We start from the raw sequence: 15,349 nt of genomic DNA, 5'->3' as shown, positions 1-15,349 counted from the left end.
AACCTCTCGGTGGAACAGATACGCAAGACATTGCTGGACGTCCAGTCGGCGGTCATCGAGGATACGGCGACCGGCAAGAAGTACCGCTTCCCCGGCACCCTCTCGCCGGAAGCGAAGCGGATCTACAAAGCCCTTGGGGCACGGCGGAACGAGGTCCCCACGGAGCTGCTCTCGCTCCGGAAATACAGAAACCGCAGGAGCTACGAGACAACGTAGAAATGAGCGGAGGAACGGAAGATACCGTCAACGTACCGATACCGGGATAACGGCGGGAGCCGCAGCGCGGAAATGGTACACACAATCCCGGCAAGGCAGACAGAGCAAAGGCACACAGCGTGCGCGAACCGTTCGTTTTGCCGACAGATCCTTCCCTCGCCCTTTCTGAAGTGAACGGCACACCCCGAAGATCCGGTAGTCGGCAGCTCTCTACCCCTCAAGGCCGGACACCCGGACGGGGAGGACAGCGACAACCATTCCTTCGGCAACGTCGGCCACCGACACAGGCATAGAACGATAGGAGCAACAACCAAAGCTGCAGGGCGGATCAATTATCCCAATCGGGACGATGGTCCGCCCTGCACATTTGTAGTGCCTAGGGTCTCGCTGAAGATCCAGTGCTCATGCGGGTTCGTAGTGTCTGCGCGCGGAAGTCAGGTGATGGTGGGCGTGGGGATCCCCGTCTCCTTTGTGACGCTCCCCCTCTGGTGGCGGCTCCTCGGGGGGATATGACAGACCGCCCCGGGACGTCCCGGGGCGGTCTTCGTACGCTATGGATGTGCCGTCAGGCCGTGTATGCGTCGGCTTTAGGCGACGGTGATCTCCTTCTCGTTCTCCCAGAGGCCGTGGATGTTGCAGTAGGAGGCAGCCATGAGGGTGCCGGACTCCTGGAGCTTCACGGTGGCGACACCGGCGGGGTCGGTGCAGGCCGGACCCTCGTTGGCGCCCTTGGTGGATTCGCCGTGGGCATTGAACTCGAAGGTCGCCACGTCGTAGACCACATTGGCGCCTGCGGGCTTGAAGTAGAGCCGGATCCAGCGGATGTGGTGCTCCGTTGTATTGGGATGGGCCACGCCCTTCCCGATGCTCACCGTGACGCTCGCCGGCTCGCCTGCCTTGACCGTTTCCGGCGCCTCGATGACCGGTACGTGCTTTTCGCCTTTCCAGTCTCCGCTTTTGAATACATCTGCGAATGCCATAGATCGTACCCCCTTCGATTGGGAATCTGCTACATGCTTATTCTTCTCATAACCTGGACGGTTTGTCAAACCCACGGCGGGTCCGACAATATGTAACGGTTTCAGAAATTATGCCCCGGGATTCCCCCAGGACCGATGAACGGCCAGGATGTCCGTCAGGAGGGCCTGGCCGGTCTCCACCCTGCCGGCGCCGGGGCCCATGATGGTCACGTCGCCGAGGTGGTCGGTACTGAAGGTCAGGGCGTTGACGGCGTCCTTGACCGCCGCGAGAGGATGACTCACGGGGAGCTCCCTGGGCGACACCTGGGCGCTCACCTCGCCGTCCAGACGGACCAGCTCGGCGATGAGCTTGAGGCGGTTCCCCCGCTCCCGGGCCTCGTTGACCCGTTCGAGGGTGACGTGCTCGATGCCCTCCATCTTCACCTGGCGGACCGTACAGGGCGATTCCATCAGGACGGTGGACATGATGGCCACCTTGACGGCGGCGTCCCAGCCTTCCACGTCGCCGGTGGGATCGGCCTCGGCGTAGCCCAGCTCCTGGGCCTTCTTGAGGGCCTGGTCGAAACCCATCCCCTCCTCCATCCTGGTGAGGATGTAGTTGGTCGTGCCGTTGACGATCCCCTGAATACGGTGGATGTCGCAGCCGGCCAGGGCATCCTCGGCCAGGTTGATCGCCGGTGTGCCGCTCATGACCACGCCCTCGAAGCGGTAGGCCGCACGGTTGTTCCGGGCCGTCTCCAGCAGCTCCGGCAGCGCAACGGCCACGGGCCCCTTGTTGGTGGAGACCACGTGGACGCCGCGTTCCAGCGCGGCGCGGATATGGGTCAGTCCGGGTCTGCCTGTCTCGAGGTTGGTGACGGTGGCCTCCACAATGAGGTCGGCGTCGCCGCTTGCAATCAGATCCAGGCTCTCCCGCTTGACCGCCTGTCTGTGGCTTTTGATATGCCCCTCGCCGTCCAGACGATCCAGGATCTCACCCAGATCGAGTCCTTCGGGATCGTGGACGGTGCCCATGATGGGGTCGGCGATGAAGGTCACCCGGGGCGCAAAGCCGTACCGCTGCTCCAGCTTCCGCTGTTTCCTCCGGAAGATCCGGAGCAGCCCCTGCCCCACGTTGCCGAATCCGATGAGTCCGATACGCATGTCGCTCTCCTCCTTCGGGTGGTATCTGCCGGTGTGGTCTATCGAAAGCGTTTCTTGAAGGTGGCCATCATCCGGGCGAAGGAATCGGCCACGTCGTCGCGGTGGATGCGTTCTTCCACCTGTTCTCTGCAGCGTCGCACCTCTTCGGTGTCCACCCTGGCGCTCCGCTGCGCCGGCTGTGTGCGCCCTTTGGGGGCACGCCGGCGGACCTCGCCCACCCGGACCTGCACCCCGGTGACCTCCAGGCCATACCTGGAGAGGGTCCGGACGATGGAGGCCCCCCGCATGTTCAGCTCCTGGGCCACAGCGGGGCTGGCGGCGGTGACCAGCGCCTTGCCCTCCTCCAGGGCCGTGAGGGCGCTCTTCCCGGCCAGCGCCGGCCCGACGATGCGGTTCCACTGCCGGGCCAGCTGGGCCACCAGCAGCTGTCGCCGTCCCTGGGGCGGCAGGGAGGCCCAGAGGAGCTCCTGCACCGATTTGAGGTCGTCTTCGCGCCGTCTTCGGCTCATTGTTCCGCCCCCTTTCGTTTGCGTGCCTCCAGAGCCACCCAGAGGAGCTGGACATCCGCCGGGGTGACCCCGGCGATCCGCGAAGCCTGTCCCAGGGTGGCGGGCCGCACATCCTCCAGCTTCTGGACACTCTCCGACAGCAGACCGTGGATCCCCCGATAGGAGAAATCCGGAGGGATGGCGACGTGTTCCTTGCGCCGCATCCGCTCCACCTGCTTCATCTGCCGGGCCACATAGCCTCCGTAGGCGGTCTCGATCTCCACCCTCCTGGCGACCTCCTTCTCCAGCGGCTCCGGGGGCGGGGCGAAACGGGCGATCAGAGGGTAGCCCACGCCGGGCCGCTTGAGGAGTCCCTCGGCGGTGCAGCCCTCCCGCAGGGGGCTCTCGCCGGCGGCCCGGAGGGCCTCGTTCAGCCCCTCCGAAGGGGCGATACGCACCTCCCGGAGGCGCCGCTGCTCCTCCTCGATGGCCTTCCAGCGACGGGTCAGCACCTGCCCCCGGCTGTCGTCGACCAGCCCGAGCCGTCGCCCGACCGGGGCGAGCCGCCGGTCGGCGTTGTCGTGCCGCAGCAGCAGCCGATGCTCGCAGCGGCTGGTGAACATCCGGTAGGGTTCGCTGGTGCCCTTGGTAACCAGATCGTCCACCAGGACGCCTGTGTAGCCCTGGGCCCGGTCCAGCACCAGGGGGTCCTCCCCCCAGAGGTTCAGGACAGCGTTGATCCCGGCCACCATCCCCTGGGCGGCGGCCTCCTCATAGCCGGAGGTGCCGTTGATCTGGCCGGCGCAGTAGAGCCCCGGCAGACGCCGGGTCTCCAGCCAGGGATGGAGCTGGATGGGGTCGATGCAGTCGTACTCGATGGCGTAGGCCGGCCGGAGGATATGGGCCCGCCCGCAGCCCGGCAGGGAGCGCACCATTCTGACCTGGGCCTCGAAGGGCAGGCTGGAGGAGAAGTTCTGCATGTAGATCTCCACACTGTCCCGGGCTACCGGCTCCAGAAAGACCTGGTGTCCCTCCCGGTGGGGGAACCTCACCACCCTGTCCTCGATGGAGGGGCAGTACCGGGGCCCCACGCCGTCGATTTGCCCGGTAAACAGCGGCGACTGGTCCAGATAGCCGTTGATGATCCGGTGGGTCTCCGGGGTGCTCCTGGTGAGGTAGCAGGCAAACCCGCTGTACCGTTTCGGCTCCCCCCAGTGGGAGAAGCAGAGCGGCTCGTCGTCGCTGGGCTGCCTGTCCAGGCTCTGCCAGTCCACCGTGGAGGCGTGGATCCGCGGCGGCGTGCCGGTCTTGAGACGGATCAGTCGAAAGCCCCGGGCCTCGAGCGCACCGGTCAGCCCCGTGGCGGGCATCTCCCCCAGGGGGCCCGAAGCGAAGCTGGTCATCCCGATATGAACCTTGCCGCCCAGATAGGTGCCGGTGGTGAGGACCACACGGGGGGCGAAAAAGCGCATCCCCATTCTGGTGACCACCCCACGGAGAACGCCCTCCTCCACAATCAGGCCGGTCACCATGGCCTGGAAGACATCGAGATGCTCCGTGGCCTCCAGGGTGTTCTTGAACCAGCGGTGGTAGGCCCGCATGTCGCACTGGGCCCGCAGGGTACGGACCGCCGGACCCTTGGACGTATTGAGCCAGCGGATGTGCAGTGTCGTGGCGTCGGCGGCGCGTCCCTCCTCGCCGCCCAGGGCATCCACCTCCCGGAGGAGATGGCCCTTGGCAGGACCGCCCACCGAAGGGTTGCAGGCCATCAGCGCCGCATTGTCCAGCGAGAGATTCAGCATGAGTGTGGAGGCACCCATCCGCGCCGCCGCCAGGGCCGCTTCGCAGCCGGCGTGTCCGCCGCCCACCACAATGACATCGTACTGTTCGGTCATAGCACCACTCCACCATCTCCGGCACCCAGGGTGCCGCCATCGTCTCGCGTGTCCTGTTCCGTCCCCTCCACCCGGCTGATCCGGCCGTCGTCGAGACGCCACACCGTCCCGCGCCACTCCGGCGGCACCATCTCGGCGGTGGCGGCCAGCACCTGCCAGCCGGTGTCCTTCAAGGCCTCGGCGAGCACGCGCCGCCCTTCATCGTCCAGCTCCGCGGCCACCTCGTCAAGCAGAAGGAGCGGCGTCCGCTTCAGGTGGCGGGCAACGGTATGGCCGGCGGCCAGCATCAGCGCCACCGCCACCCGCCGCCGCTGCCCACGGCTGAAGACAACACTCGCCTCGCGGCCGCCGGCGGAAAGCAGCAGATCGTCACGCTGGGGACCGGTCCGGGGGGAGCGCCGGAAACGCTCCTCATCGGCATATTTTTTGAGTGATTGGACAAAATCATCAGAGGGGGCGGGCATCCCGACACCGCCCCCTCGATGAAACTCTACCACAAGCGGACCGGGGAGCAAGGCGCCGACCTGCTCCAGGCTCCCTGCCAGCTGCAGGGCCGTGCGCTCCCTGGCCTTCCATACCCAGGAACCGAGGTCCACCAGCAGCTGGGTGGTCATGCGGGGGCTCCGTCGATCCCGGAGCAGGGCGCCGCGCTGCCTGAGCACCCGTCGGTAGCTGTGGAGCCGTTGCGCGTAGAGGGGCAGCAGCAGCGCGCAGAGTCGGTCGAGAAAGCGCCGCCGCACGGCGGGGCTTCCCTCCACCAGGGCCAGATCCTCGGGGAGGAAGATCAACGACGGCACGGAGGACCGTACCTCCGTGGCGGAGCTTTTGCTTTCGTTCAGCCAGAGCACCGAGGAGCGGCCCACGGCCGCGGCCACGTGGACCTCTGTTTCGCCGCGGAAATGACCGGACAGCAGAGCCCTGGAGGCACGCCGCTCCCCGGGGGAGCGTCCGGTCTCCTCCTCCGCTCCGCGGGACCACCGGAGCACATCGGCGGTCTTCCGTCCCGGCAGGGGCCCCCAGCCGGTGAGGAGGTGCACCGCCTCCAGGAGATTCCTCTTGCCGGCGCCGTTGGGCCCCTGGAGGATCTGGAGTCCCGGCGACATCTCCAGTCGCTGGGGCGCCAGATTGCGATAGTCCTGGAGGCGGAGCCGCTCAATATGCATCCGGATCGTAGTGGGCGCTGTCGGTCTCGTTCAGATTGATGGGCATCAGGACGTAGCAGAACTCCTCGGTGCCGGGGCGGGACATGGTCATCTGTCCCTCCTGACCGTTGAAGGAGAGCAGTACCCTCTCCCCGTGGAGGGCCTTCAGACCATCCAGGAGATACCGGGAGTTGAAGGCGATCCGGAGGTTCTGGCCTTCGATGTCCGTATCCAGATACTCCACCGCCTCTCCCACATCGGGGGCGTCGGCGGTGATATGGCAGCCCTGCTCGGTTTCGATGTAAAACATCACCATTCTACTGAAATTCTTGACCACCAGATCGGCCCGCTCCACCGCACCGATCAGCGTTTCCCGGTTCGCGATGAGGGTAGTGGTGATATTGTCGGTCAGGAATTCCTCATAATTGGGGAACATGGTATCCAGCTTCCTCACGGAGAATTCGAGCTCCGGAAGAATGAAGTATGCCTGGGCGTCGTCCTCCTTGATGACCACATCCTTGGTGTCGTCCTCTACCGTCGCCAGAAGCCAGTGCAAATCCCGGAGGCTCTTGTTGGGAAGGATCAGCCGGGAGGGCTCCTCCGGCACCTCTCCTTCCGCAACGTATCTGGCCAGGGAGAGACGGAGGCTGTCTGTGGCGGCGAGGGTGATACTGCCCTGTTTCCTGTCGATGCAGGCACCGCTGAGGTACTGCGGAAACTTGTCGCCCGTCAGGCCGGCGAAGGTTCCCTCCTCCAGGAGACGCTGGAATTCGCCGATGGGGAGGGTGATGAAGGGGCGGGCCTCCCCCGAGGAGTGGAAGGGGGGGAAATCCTCGGCGGAGTAGAGGGTGAAGGTGTACCGGCTTCCGCCGGCGTTGATCGTGATGCGGTGCTCGCCGGCCTCCATGGAGAAGGTCTCGTCGGGGATCTTCTTGAACAGCTCCCCCACCGCCCGAACGGGAAGGATGACCTCTCCAGGTTCGTCGACGGTGGCTCCCTTGGTGGTGCAGGTAATCGATGTCTTGAGGTCCGTCGACTGCAGGATCACCTGTTCCTCTGTCGCTTCGCAGCGTATCCCCGAGAGTGTGCTGATGGTGCTGGTGGTTCCGATATTCCGCTCCGCACGCTGCCAGCTGTGGAGGAAGGCTCGTTTATCCACAGTAAGTCGCATTGCCTCACTCCTCTTCTTCTCTGCTTCTGTCTCTTTAGGTATAAGAGACGGAGATACTGATAAGACCTGTGGATTTGTGGAAAACCTCCAGCGGATCTTGCAGTGGAGCCTCTGGATATGTGGATAACCTGGGGAGGGTTGCCCACATCCCCCCTCCTGTTATCCACATTATCCACAAGTGTGTGTGGAAAAAGCGCTATGCCGTCGTTCTCCACAATGCTATGCACAACCTCTTCACCGGTCATGCACAGACAGATTCACAACCTTTTCCGTATGTTATCCACAATGGAGCCTATGCGTACATCGCTTTTGAGGACCTCCTCGATCTTCTTGCAGGCGTGGATCACCGTGGTATGGTCCTTTCGCTTGAATGCGGTGCCGATCTGCTGGAGGCTGGCGTCGGTGAGCTCCCGGCAGAGGTACATGGCTACCTGTCTGGCCTGGGCGATGTCGGCGGTCCGCCGGCTGCTGGTGAGGTCTTTGACCTCCAGGTCGAAGGCTTCGGCGGTGAGCTGCTGGATCAGCTTGATACTCACCGGGCCGCGCGAGACATTGCGGATGATGTCTTTCAGCCACTCCGCGGCGTTGTCGGTGGTGACGGGCTCCTTGTTGAGATCCGAACAGGCGATGAGGCGGTTCAAGGCCCCTTCCAGATCCCGGATGTTGCTGGGGATATGCTGGGCCAGAAAGTGGATGACATCTTCGGGAACCTGGTAGCCCTTGAACTGGGCCTTCTTCTGGAGGATAGCGATACGGGTCTCCAGGTCGGGCGGCTGGATGTCTGTCACCAGTCCCCAGGCGAATCGGCTGACCAGGCGTTCCTCTACCCGCTGGATCTCCTTGGGGGGGCGGTCGGAGCTGATGACGATCTGTTTTTTGGCGTCGTAGAGGCTGTTGAAGGTATGGAAGAATTCGTCCTGGGTGCCTTCCTTGTTGGCCAGAAACTGGATATCATCGATGAGCAGCACGTCCATGCTGCGGTACTTCATCTTGAAGTCCTGGGTCCGTTTGTTCTGGATGGCCATGATGAATTCGTTGATAAAGCGGTCGGACGGAGCGTAGACGACCTTCGACGAGGCGTTGTTCTTGTAGATGTACTGGCCGATGGCCTGCATGAGGTGGGTCTTGCCCAGCCCTACTCCGCCCCAGATAAACAGGGGGTTGTAGGCTGCGCCTGGCGATTCGGCCACGGCGAGGCTGGAGGCGTGGGCCAGTCGGTTCGATTTGCCCACCACAAAGCTGTCGAAGGTATAGTTGGGGTTCAGTCCCGCGGCCGTGCCCTGGGGCTGCTGCGGCTGCGCGGCCTTCTCGGCGCGTTTCTGTTCGTCGCCGCGGACCTCCGTCCCCACCTGGAAGGCGATATCGCTGCCGATGTCGCGTTCTCTGATGATGGCGACCAGGGTGTCCACAAAGCGTGACTGAATCTGTTCTTTCACGAAGACATTGGGAACGTCCAGCGTGAGCGTCCCCTCCTCCAGAGAGACGGGAAGACAGGTTTTCAGCCAGATGTCTGTTGTTCCGGAGGGGAGGCGCTCTCTGGCCTCCTCCAGGACAACCTGCCACAGCTGTTCGAGATCTTGATCCAAGGGTACCCCTCCTGGTTTCATCGGGCTGCGGTTTCCCTCTGCCGGAAAACCGGTCGGCGGGTTCCGGCGTACCGGTCTTCCGTGCCGGCCCCGTTCGGGTGGTGCCCCGTCTGATGGGGCGACAGGGAACCATATCCTATCACAGCCCTTGTGGATGAATCCCGGCTTTTCCACACCACTGGGGACAACACTGTGGATAACCTGAGATCTGTCCACAGCGGCGTTCGCCCCGTTGTGTGAAAAGCGCCGACATTTTGATGATCGCTGACAAAGGACTGATTGGAATATCCGGCGGCTTATCCACGCGGTTATCCACATATGTGGATAATGTGGATGAGTCCGCTTCCGGTTATCCACAATTCTACAGCTTCTCCACGGCAAGGTATACTGGGAGGGACATAAACCATTGGGAAGGTGATGGGGATGCACGCGATGCAACATGTGATCAGCCATACGGATCTGGACGGGGTGACCGCTGCGGCGGTGGCCTGGCACGCCCACTACCCCGAAGAAGCGCCGCCCCGGGTCTCGCTGCTGGGCTACGGCGAGGTGGACGACCGGATCCTCCAGGCCCTGCAGGAGGGGTACAGCCCGCTGGTGCTGGATCTCTTCTGCCAGCGTCAGGAGACCATCGACGAGCTGGACCGGCGGTTCGGCGATGCCGGGGAGCCCTTTTTCTTCGACCACCACAAAACAACGCTGGAGCGTTTCGGCAACCGGTCCTGGCTGGTCATCGACCCGGGGTATTGCGCCGCCAAGGTCTACCACCGCTGGCTGCTGGAGCATACGTCCGGGGCGGTGCGGCAGCGGCTGGTGGCGATGAGCGATCTGGTGGAGGTGGCCAACGACCGGGATCTCTGGATCAATGAGCGCCCCGAGAGCCGTCTCTGGCAGGCGCTGGTGACCATGAGCGGTCCCTGGGGGGTCTTCGCCCGGCTTGCCGCCAATCCCTCCTCTGCCCTGCTGGAACCCGAGTACGAACAGTGCACCGCCTTTGTGACCGCCCAGGAGGAGCGCTTCGCCAGGGCCAGGGAGGAGGTGGCCCGTACCGGCGAGCTGCTGGATTGGGTGGCGCCGGGGCTGCTGGAGTTCGGCGATGTCTCCGATTTCGGCGGACTGTTGCTGGACCGGAGCGATCACCCCGCCCGGCTGGTGGCGGTGGCCAATCGGCGGATGAAAGGCGACTGGGCGGTGTCGCTGCGGAGCCGGAGCGGTCTGGCCGCCAAGGTGGTGGGGATCCTCAGGGACGGCAAGCGGATCCGCGGCGGGGGCCACGGCGACGCCGCGGCGGTCTACTTCCCCAGAAACTACCGTCAGGAGCAGATTCGGGAGAGCCTGCTGTCGGCGGTGCGTACCCTGGACGAACAGGATCGGCCGCTGGGGATCTCGATCGGCGATATGCTCAAATCCAGGGAGAGCTAGGCGGAATCCGGCGCACCCGGTGCGGAATGTGGTAGGATTTGGAATATAGTTTATTCCAGAATTGAAAGGTGGCGGGTGTTCCGTGGCGATCTACATGAACAACGCGGCCACGTCCTGGCCCAAACCGGACAGGGTGGCCGGGGCGATGGCCGGGTTCCTGCGTTCCGGCGGGGCCAATCTCTCCAGGGGTTCGGCGGCGAAACGCGATATCTCCACCCTGGATATGGTCACGACCTGCAGAGACAGGGCGGCCTCCATGATGGGGGGCTACAGGGGCGGGGATTCCCGGTATGTGACCTTCACCCATAATGTGACCTATGCGTTGAATATGGTTCTCAAGGGCTACTGCAGACCCGGTATGCGGGTGCTTACCACCAGTATGGAACACAATGCGGTGGTCCGGCCGCTGCGGAGCCTGGAGGCCCAGGGGGTGCGGCTGGAGGTGCTGCCCTGTTCGCGGGAGGGGTTCCTGGAGGAGACCGTACTGCGTCCGGCCCTGGAGGAGGGAGCCGACCTGGTGGTGCTCTCCCACGCCAGCAATATCACAGGCTCCATCCAGGATATGGAGATGATCGCCTCGCTCTGTGCCGAGGCGGGGGTGCCGCTGGTGCTCGACGCCGCGCAGACCGCCGGGGAGATCCCGCTGACGGCCGAAGCCTGGGGCCTGGCGGCGCTGACCTTCACCGGCCACAAGGGGCTGATGGGGCCCCAGGGGATCGGGGGAACGCTCTGGAAGCCCGGCTTCCACGAACAGGTGCGCCCTCTTGTCGAAGGCGGCACGGGGAGCTACTCCCACGAGGAGCGTCAGCCCGAGGTGATGCCCGACAAGTTCGAGTCCGGCACGCCCAATTTGCCCGGTCTGGCCGGATTCCTCGCCGCGCTTGACTGGATCGAGGAACAGGGGATCGACACCATCCACCGCCGCCGGAGGGAGCTGGGCGCCCGTTTGCTGGAGGGGCTGCTGGCCATGCCGGCGGTGACCCTCTTCGGCCCCCGGGACATGGAGCGGAGGCTGCCTGTCTTTGCCCTCGATATGGCGGGCTGGGACAACGGACTGCTGGCCTATACCCTCTCCGAGGAGTACGGGATCGAGACCAGACCCGGCCTCCACTGCGCGCCGCTGGCCCACCGGACGGTGGGAAGCTTCCCTCAGGGGGCGCTGCGGCTCTCGCCGGGCTATTTCACGACCGCCGAGGATATCGACAGCACGGTCGATGCTCTCCGGGCGTGTGCGGCCAGAGGCGGGCGGTAGATCCTCAGGGGAGGATATATGATCTGATGGCGTGGGCCATGCCGTCGTCGCGGTTGGAGGAGGTCACGTGGTCGGCGGCATCCTTGACCTGTTCCCTGGCGTTGCCCATGGCGATGCGCAGTCCGGCCTTGCGGAACATGGCGATGTCGTTTTCCGAGTCACCGATGGCGGCGATCTCCCGAGGGGGGATGCCGTACCGGTGGGCCACGAACTGCAGGGCCCGGCCCTTGTTGACCTGGGGATGGCAGATGTCCAGATAGCGGGGGGTGGAGATCGCCACCATGAGACGGCCGTCGAAGCGTGCCTTCACACTGCCGCTGAGGTGGTTCATCCCGCCCGGAACGGACTCGGCGGGGGCCAGGAGCTTTGTGGGTGCCCTCTCCGGATGGTAGAGCGCTCCGCCGATGGCGATGGGCTCGGTGAAGGCGATGGACCCGTAGGTGCGGACCTCGTCGGTGATCTCCTCCACGTAGAGCCGGTCGTCGATAAAGCTGTAGATGGGCCAGCGTCGTTCCCGGAAGTAGTGCAGCACCTCCCGGGCCGGGCCCGTCGGCATGGGTGTGTGGTGCAGGGTTTCACCGCTTCCGGAGGTGCGCACCAGGGCGCCGTTGTAGGTGATCAGGGGGATATCCAGACCGAGCCGCGACGCGAAGACGGCGGCGGAGGAGAACATCCGGCCCGTGGCGATGGTGATACGGATTCCCTGTGCGGCGGCGGCCAGGATGGCCTCTCCGGTGGCCGGAGCGATGCGGTTGTCGGGGGTGAGCATGGAGCCGTCCAGGTCCAGGGCGAGCAGTCGGTACGGGGGCATCTCTTTCCCTCCCTGCGGAATGGCGCTAAGATTGTATGCACTGTCGGCGGAAGGCCGCCGGAGAAACAGCACCATCTCTTCCGAGGGCCTTCCGGGTGCATCATACCACGGTGCGCCGCCGACGGGAGTCCAAGCGGAAAGGAACGTGACGGCATGACCCTGTCTCTGCATCCCACGATCACCGATGTCCTGCAGGCCCGAATCTTTCTGGCCGGCCGGATGCGGCACACCCCTACGGAGTTTTCCCCTTCTCTGTCGGAAGGAACAGGGAGGGAGATCTACCTGAAATGGGAGAACCGGCAGATCTGCGGCTCCTTCAAGATCCGCGGTGCCCTGAACAAGATGTACAGTCTTACGGAGGAGGAGCGGAGCCGCGGCGTGGTCACCGCCTCCAGCGGCAACCACGCCCAGGGGATCGCCATGGCGGCCGGGGCGCTGGAGGTCCGTGCCGCGGTCTGTGTTCCCCGGGGTTGCCCGCAGACCAAGCGCAGGGCCATCGAACGTCTGGGCGGCGACTGGGTGACCCTCGACGCGGAGGCGGAACACTACGACAAGGCCGAGGAGCGGGCCCACCGCCTCGCCGACGAGGAGGGGATGACCTATGTCTCCTCCTTCAACGACCACCATGTGGTCTGCGGCGCCGCCACGCTGGGTCTGGAGATGCTGCTGGACGTGCCGGATCTGGACACGCTGCTGGTTCCCGCCGGGGGCGGCGGACTGATCAACGGGGTGACCCTGGCGGCCAGGGCGCTGCGGCCCGGGATCGATGTCTGGGGCGTTCAGTCGGTGGCCTCCCGGCCCTGGGTGCTCTCCTGGGAGGCGGGAGAGATCATCGAGGTGGACTACGACCCCTCTCTGGCCGACGGGCTCACCGGGGGCTTCCCGCAGGCCCTCTTCGATCTGGCCCGGCGCCAGGGGATCAATGGCTTTTTCAGTGTGGAAGAGGCGGAGATCGCCGAGGCCATGCGTACGCTCCACCGCGAACACCACCAGGTGGTGGAGGGTGCCGGTGCGGTGGGTGTGGCGGCTCTGCTGGCCGGGAAGGCGCCGGAACTGGGGCGTCGCGTCGGGGTGGTCCTCTCCGGCGGGAATGTGGACCACCAGAGCATGCTCGGGGTGCTCAACGGGGAGATCTAGCGGTACCGCTCCTCCGGGGTATCCGATGAACGACTGGGGGCGCGGCAGCGCCCTCAGTCGTGGTCTTGTTCGGGGATGAGACGCCGGATCAGCTGGTCGATGATCTGGTCCTGGAGCTGCTGTTCCACCTCCCCGCTTGCCACCCCTCCCTCTGCGGGGATCGAGAGGGAGAGGCGGATCTTCCGGTCGGCGTGCGGACGGTCTATCCGGCTGTCGCCGGGAAGGCTGGGTGCGCCGCTGTAGCGCTCTTTCTCGGCCACATGCAGCTCGTTCACCGAGGGGGAATCCAGTGGCCCCGCCAGCTGGAAGGTGACGGGGCGGAAGTCCCCGGTGGAGAGACCTGTCACCAGCCCGCTGACCATATTGTTGATGACCTCCTGTTCGGTGGCGTTGTCGGTTCTGGCGGCGTTGACGATCTCCTGCAGGGCGCCGAAGAAGGCGTTCATGGCGGTGACGTTGACGGTGCCGTACCCGTTGATGTCGATCCTGCCGTCCAGAGTGAGGGTCCCATCCAGGGAGAGGTAGTGGTAGAGGGGGTTGTCCCCTTCGGCGGTGATCCGGCTTCCCGGAAGGATATAGAGGCTCTCCCCGCAGAGGGCGAAGCCGGCCTGCAGGTGCCGGAAGGAGAGGGCGTTCCTGTCGGAGGTGGCCGCCATGGCCTCGATGGGAGCGTATCCGCTGATGCTGCCGTCGCGGAGGGAGAGCTCTCCCGTTCCCTCCAGCGTATAGAGCTTGTCGGCCTCTGCCTCCGCCGAGATGTGCAGATCCCCCGTTCCGGTGACGGGCAGGCCCGGCAGGAGTCGGTCCAGGGTGATCTCCTCCATGCGCACCCTTCCCTGCCAATGGTTCCCGGCGGTGTCGTAGCTTCCGGAGGCGTGCACGCCTCCCTCCCCGCTCCCGGCGGTCAGGGAGGCGGAAGCCTCGCCGCCGCCGTACCGGAAAGAGAGGGCCAGCTCCTCCAGTCTAGCTGTTTTATCGATCTCCAGCGCCGGGATACCTGCGCGGCCCTCCAGGGCAAGGCTGCCGTCCTCCCATGTGCCGTCACACTCCAGCGAGGCACGGCCCCGGAGGTCGACCCTCCTGGGGAGGATCCCCCGGGGGAGTTCGGCCAGGTCGATTTCCTCCAGGGACGCCGAGAAGGAGCCCTTTCCAGGGTTTCCCCGGACACTCTCCGCAGAGGCCTCTGCGGAGAGTGTCCCCCCGGCGAGACGGGCTTCCAGCGGGTCGATGGTCAGCGTCTCTCCGTCGTAGGTTGCCTTCCAGGAGCAGTCGGCCAGCGGGATGCCGTTGACGCCGGCTTCGGTGGCGGTTGTGTCGGCCTCGAGACGGAGGCCTTCGGGATCGTACTGGAGGGAGAAGCGCCCGCTGCAGATCCCCCGCGGATAGAGGCCGATCTGCTCCAGAGCGGCGTGGGTGGCCTTGAGGCGGACCTCCCGAAAACCGCCGGTCAGTGAAGCGGTGCCTTCCAGAGGATTGAGTGTGCCGGTGGCGTCGAGACGACCGTTTTCGGCGGTCAGGAGGCCCTTCCTGACGGTGAGCCCCTCGCTCCCTCCGGCGAGCTCCAGCTCGGCCCTTCCCCTGCCGAGCAGCGGGAGGGACATCTCCTCGACGGCGAGATGGGCGGCGACCTGCGGCGCCGCTGCAGAACCCGAAACGGTGAAGGTGCCGGTGACGCTCCCCGGAAGCGACAGCGCGGCGGGGCGGCAGCCTTCCAGCCGCCCTTCCAGGCGGCCGTCGCCTTCACGGAGCGGAAGCGTTCCCTCCAGCTGCAGCCGCCCCCCTCCCAGGGTGGCGGAACAGCTGTCCAGCGCGAGCTGACTGCGGTCGAAGGCGGCCTTGAGGCGTACCTCCCCAAGCTGTCCCAGCGGCGTGTCCAGAGCTGGTGCCTGCAGTTGGAGGGCGTATGTCGGATGGTCGATGGGGCCGGTGAGGCGGCAGCGGGCCTTCCCCTCGCCGGAGATGGATTCCAGCCAGGGGAATCCCGGGAGTGAGCCCAGCAGTGCGGGGGCGGCCCCGTCGGCGGCGATGGCGAGATCCAGCCGCTCTGTTTCCCCTGTGTGGATGCATCCCTGCAGGGTGATGGGCGTCCCGTCGCGGCGGGCCCTC

General features: G+C 65.2%; 13 protein-coding genes. 4 read left to right on the top strand and 9 right to left on the bottom strand.

All coding sequences use genetic code 11. The annotated features are described in order from the left end of the window. A partial coding sequence (locus K9L28_08790; GenBank protein ID MCF7936424.1) for a hypothetical protein occupies positions 1 to 216 on the top strand: 216 nt, incomplete at its 5' end. A 587-nt stretch (positions 217 to 803) separates the two neighbouring features. On the opposite strand, the gene K9L28_08785 is transcribed toward K9L28_08790, so the two are convergent. The 7 genes from K9L28_08785 to dnaA form a co-directional block, all read right to left on the bottom strand. Next, positions 804 to 1,196: a class II SORL domain-containing protein gene (locus tag K9L28_08785; GenBank protein ID MCF7936423.1), complete on the bottom strand. Its 393-nt coding sequence runs from the start codon at positions 1,194 to 1,196 to the stop codon at positions 804 to 806. 108 nt (positions 1,197 to 1,304) lie between these two features. Then, entirely contained in the window at positions 1,305 to 2,339 is a 1,035-nt protein-coding gene (locus K9L28_08780) for a homoserine dehydrogenase (protein ID MCF7936422.1), read from the bottom strand. Positions 2,340 to 2,377: 38 nt separating this feature from the next. Further along, positions 2,378 to 2,848, bottom strand: coding sequence for a DUF721 domain-containing protein (locus K9L28_08775; protein MCF7936421.1), 471 nt, complete (start codon positions 2,846 to 2,848; stop codon positions 2,378 to 2,380). Next, entirely contained in the window at positions 2,845 to 4,722 is a 1,878-nt protein-coding gene (mnmG, locus tag K9L28_08770; protein ID MCF7936420.1) for a tRNA uridine-5-carboxymethylaminomethyl(34) synthesis enzyme MnmG, read from the bottom strand. The genes K9L28_08775 and mnmG overlap by 4 nt, the downstream gene beginning before the upstream one ends. Further along, positions 4,719 to 5,885 (bottom strand): DNA replication and repair protein RecF, encoded by a 1,167-nt coding sequence (gene recF / locus K9L28_08765; protein ID MCF7936419.1) that lies wholly within the window; start codon positions 5,883 to 5,885, stop codon positions 4,719 to 4,721. Before recF ends, mnmG begins: the two co-directional genes overlap by 4 nt. After that, complete coding sequence (gene dnaN, locus K9L28_08760) at positions 5,875 to 7,035, bottom strand: DNA polymerase III subunit beta (GenBank protein MCF7936418.1); 1,161 nt, start codon at positions 7,033 to 7,035, stop codon at positions 5,875 to 5,877. Before dnaN ends, recF begins: the two co-directional genes overlap by 11 nt. A 257-nt stretch (positions 7,036 to 7,292) precedes the next feature. Beyond that, on the bottom strand, positions 7,293 to 8,642 hold the full coding sequence (gene dnaA / locus K9L28_08755; protein MCF7936417.1) for a chromosomal replication initiator protein DnaA: 1,350 nt from the start codon (positions 8,640 to 8,642) through the stop codon (positions 7,293 to 7,295). Between the two features lie 402 nt (positions 8,643 to 9,044). Here dnaA and K9L28_08750 point away from each other — a divergent pair, with 402 nt between their 5' ends. Together K9L28_08750 and K9L28_08745 are read left to right on the top strand one after the other, a co-directional pair. Beyond that, entirely contained in the window at positions 9,045 to 10,043 is a 999-nt protein-coding gene (locus K9L28_08750; protein MCF7936416.1) for a phosphohydrolase, read from the top strand. A gap of 82 nt (positions 10,044 to 10,125) precedes the next feature. Then, complete coding sequence (locus K9L28_08745) at positions 10,126 to 11,295, top strand: aminotransferase class V-fold PLP-dependent enzyme (protein MCF7936415.1); 1,170 nt, start codon at positions 10,126 to 10,128, stop codon at positions 11,293 to 11,295. 4 nt (positions 11,296 to 11,299) lie between these two features. Here K9L28_08745 and K9L28_08740 read toward each other — a convergent pair whose 3' ends face one another. Then, positions 11,300 to 12,106, bottom strand: coding sequence for a Cof-type HAD-IIB family hydrolase (locus K9L28_08740; GenBank protein MCF7936414.1), 807 nt, complete (start codon positions 12,104 to 12,106; stop codon positions 11,300 to 11,302). A gap of 153 nt (positions 12,107 to 12,259) precedes the next feature. Between K9L28_08740 and K9L28_08735 the strand changes: the two genes are divergently transcribed. Further along, positions 12,260 to 13,243 (top strand): threonine/serine dehydratase, encoded by a 984-nt coding sequence (locus K9L28_08735; GenBank protein MCF7936413.1) that lies wholly within the window; start codon positions 12,260 to 12,262, stop codon positions 13,241 to 13,243. Positions 13,244 to 13,296: 53 nt separating this feature from the next. On the opposite strand, the gene K9L28_08730 is transcribed toward K9L28_08735, so the two are convergent. Then, the coding region (locus K9L28_08730; GenBank protein ID MCF7936412.1) for a hypothetical protein at positions 13,297 to 15,349 on the bottom strand (2,053 nt) is incomplete at its 5' end.

The organism is Synergistales bacterium (genome assembly GCA_021736445.1).
In the GTDB taxonomy this organism is placed as follows: domain Bacteria; phylum Synergistota; class Synergistia; order Synergistales; family Aminiphilaceae; genus JAIPGA01.
The sequence above is the reverse complement of the archived record's forward strand: the minus strand, read 5'-3'. Positions and strand labels throughout refer to the sequence as shown.

Coding starts and splice junctions, on each gene's coding strand:
- K9L28_08740 (MCF7936414.1), bottom strand. CDS start 12,106: ATGCCCCCGTACCGACTGCTCGCCCTGGACCTGGACGGCTCCATGCTC.
- K9L28_08735 (MCF7936413.1), top strand. CDS start 12,260: ATGACCCTGTCTCTGCATCCCACGATCACCGATGTCCTGCAGGCCCGA.
- mnmG (MCF7936420.1), bottom strand. CDS start 4,722: ATGACCGAACAGTACGATGTCATTGTGGTGGGCGGCGGACACGCCGGC.
- recF (MCF7936419.1), bottom strand. CDS start 5,885: ATGCATATTGAGCGGCTCCGCCTCCAGGACTATCGCAATCTGGCGCCC.
- K9L28_08785 (MCF7936423.1), bottom strand. CDS start 1,196: ATGGCATTCGCAGATGTATTCAAAAGCGGAGACTGGAAAGGCGAAAAG.
- K9L28_08775 (MCF7936421.1), bottom strand. CDS start 2,848: ATGAGCCGAAGACGGCGCGAAGACGACCTCAAATCGGTGCAGGAGCTC.
- dnaN (MCF7936418.1), bottom strand. CDS start 7,035: ATGCGACTTACTGTGGATAAACGAGCCTTCCTCCACAGCTGGCAGCGT.
- K9L28_08750 (MCF7936416.1), top strand. CDS start 9,045: ATGCACGCGATGCAACATGTGATCAGCCATACGGATCTGGACGGGGTG.
- dnaA (MCF7936417.1), bottom strand. CDS start 8,642: ATGAAACCAGGAGGGGTACCCTTGGATCAAGATCTCGAACAGCTGTGG.
- K9L28_08780 (MCF7936422.1), bottom strand. CDS start 2,339: ATGCGTATCGGACTCATCGGATTCGGCAACGTGGGGCAGGGGCTGCTC.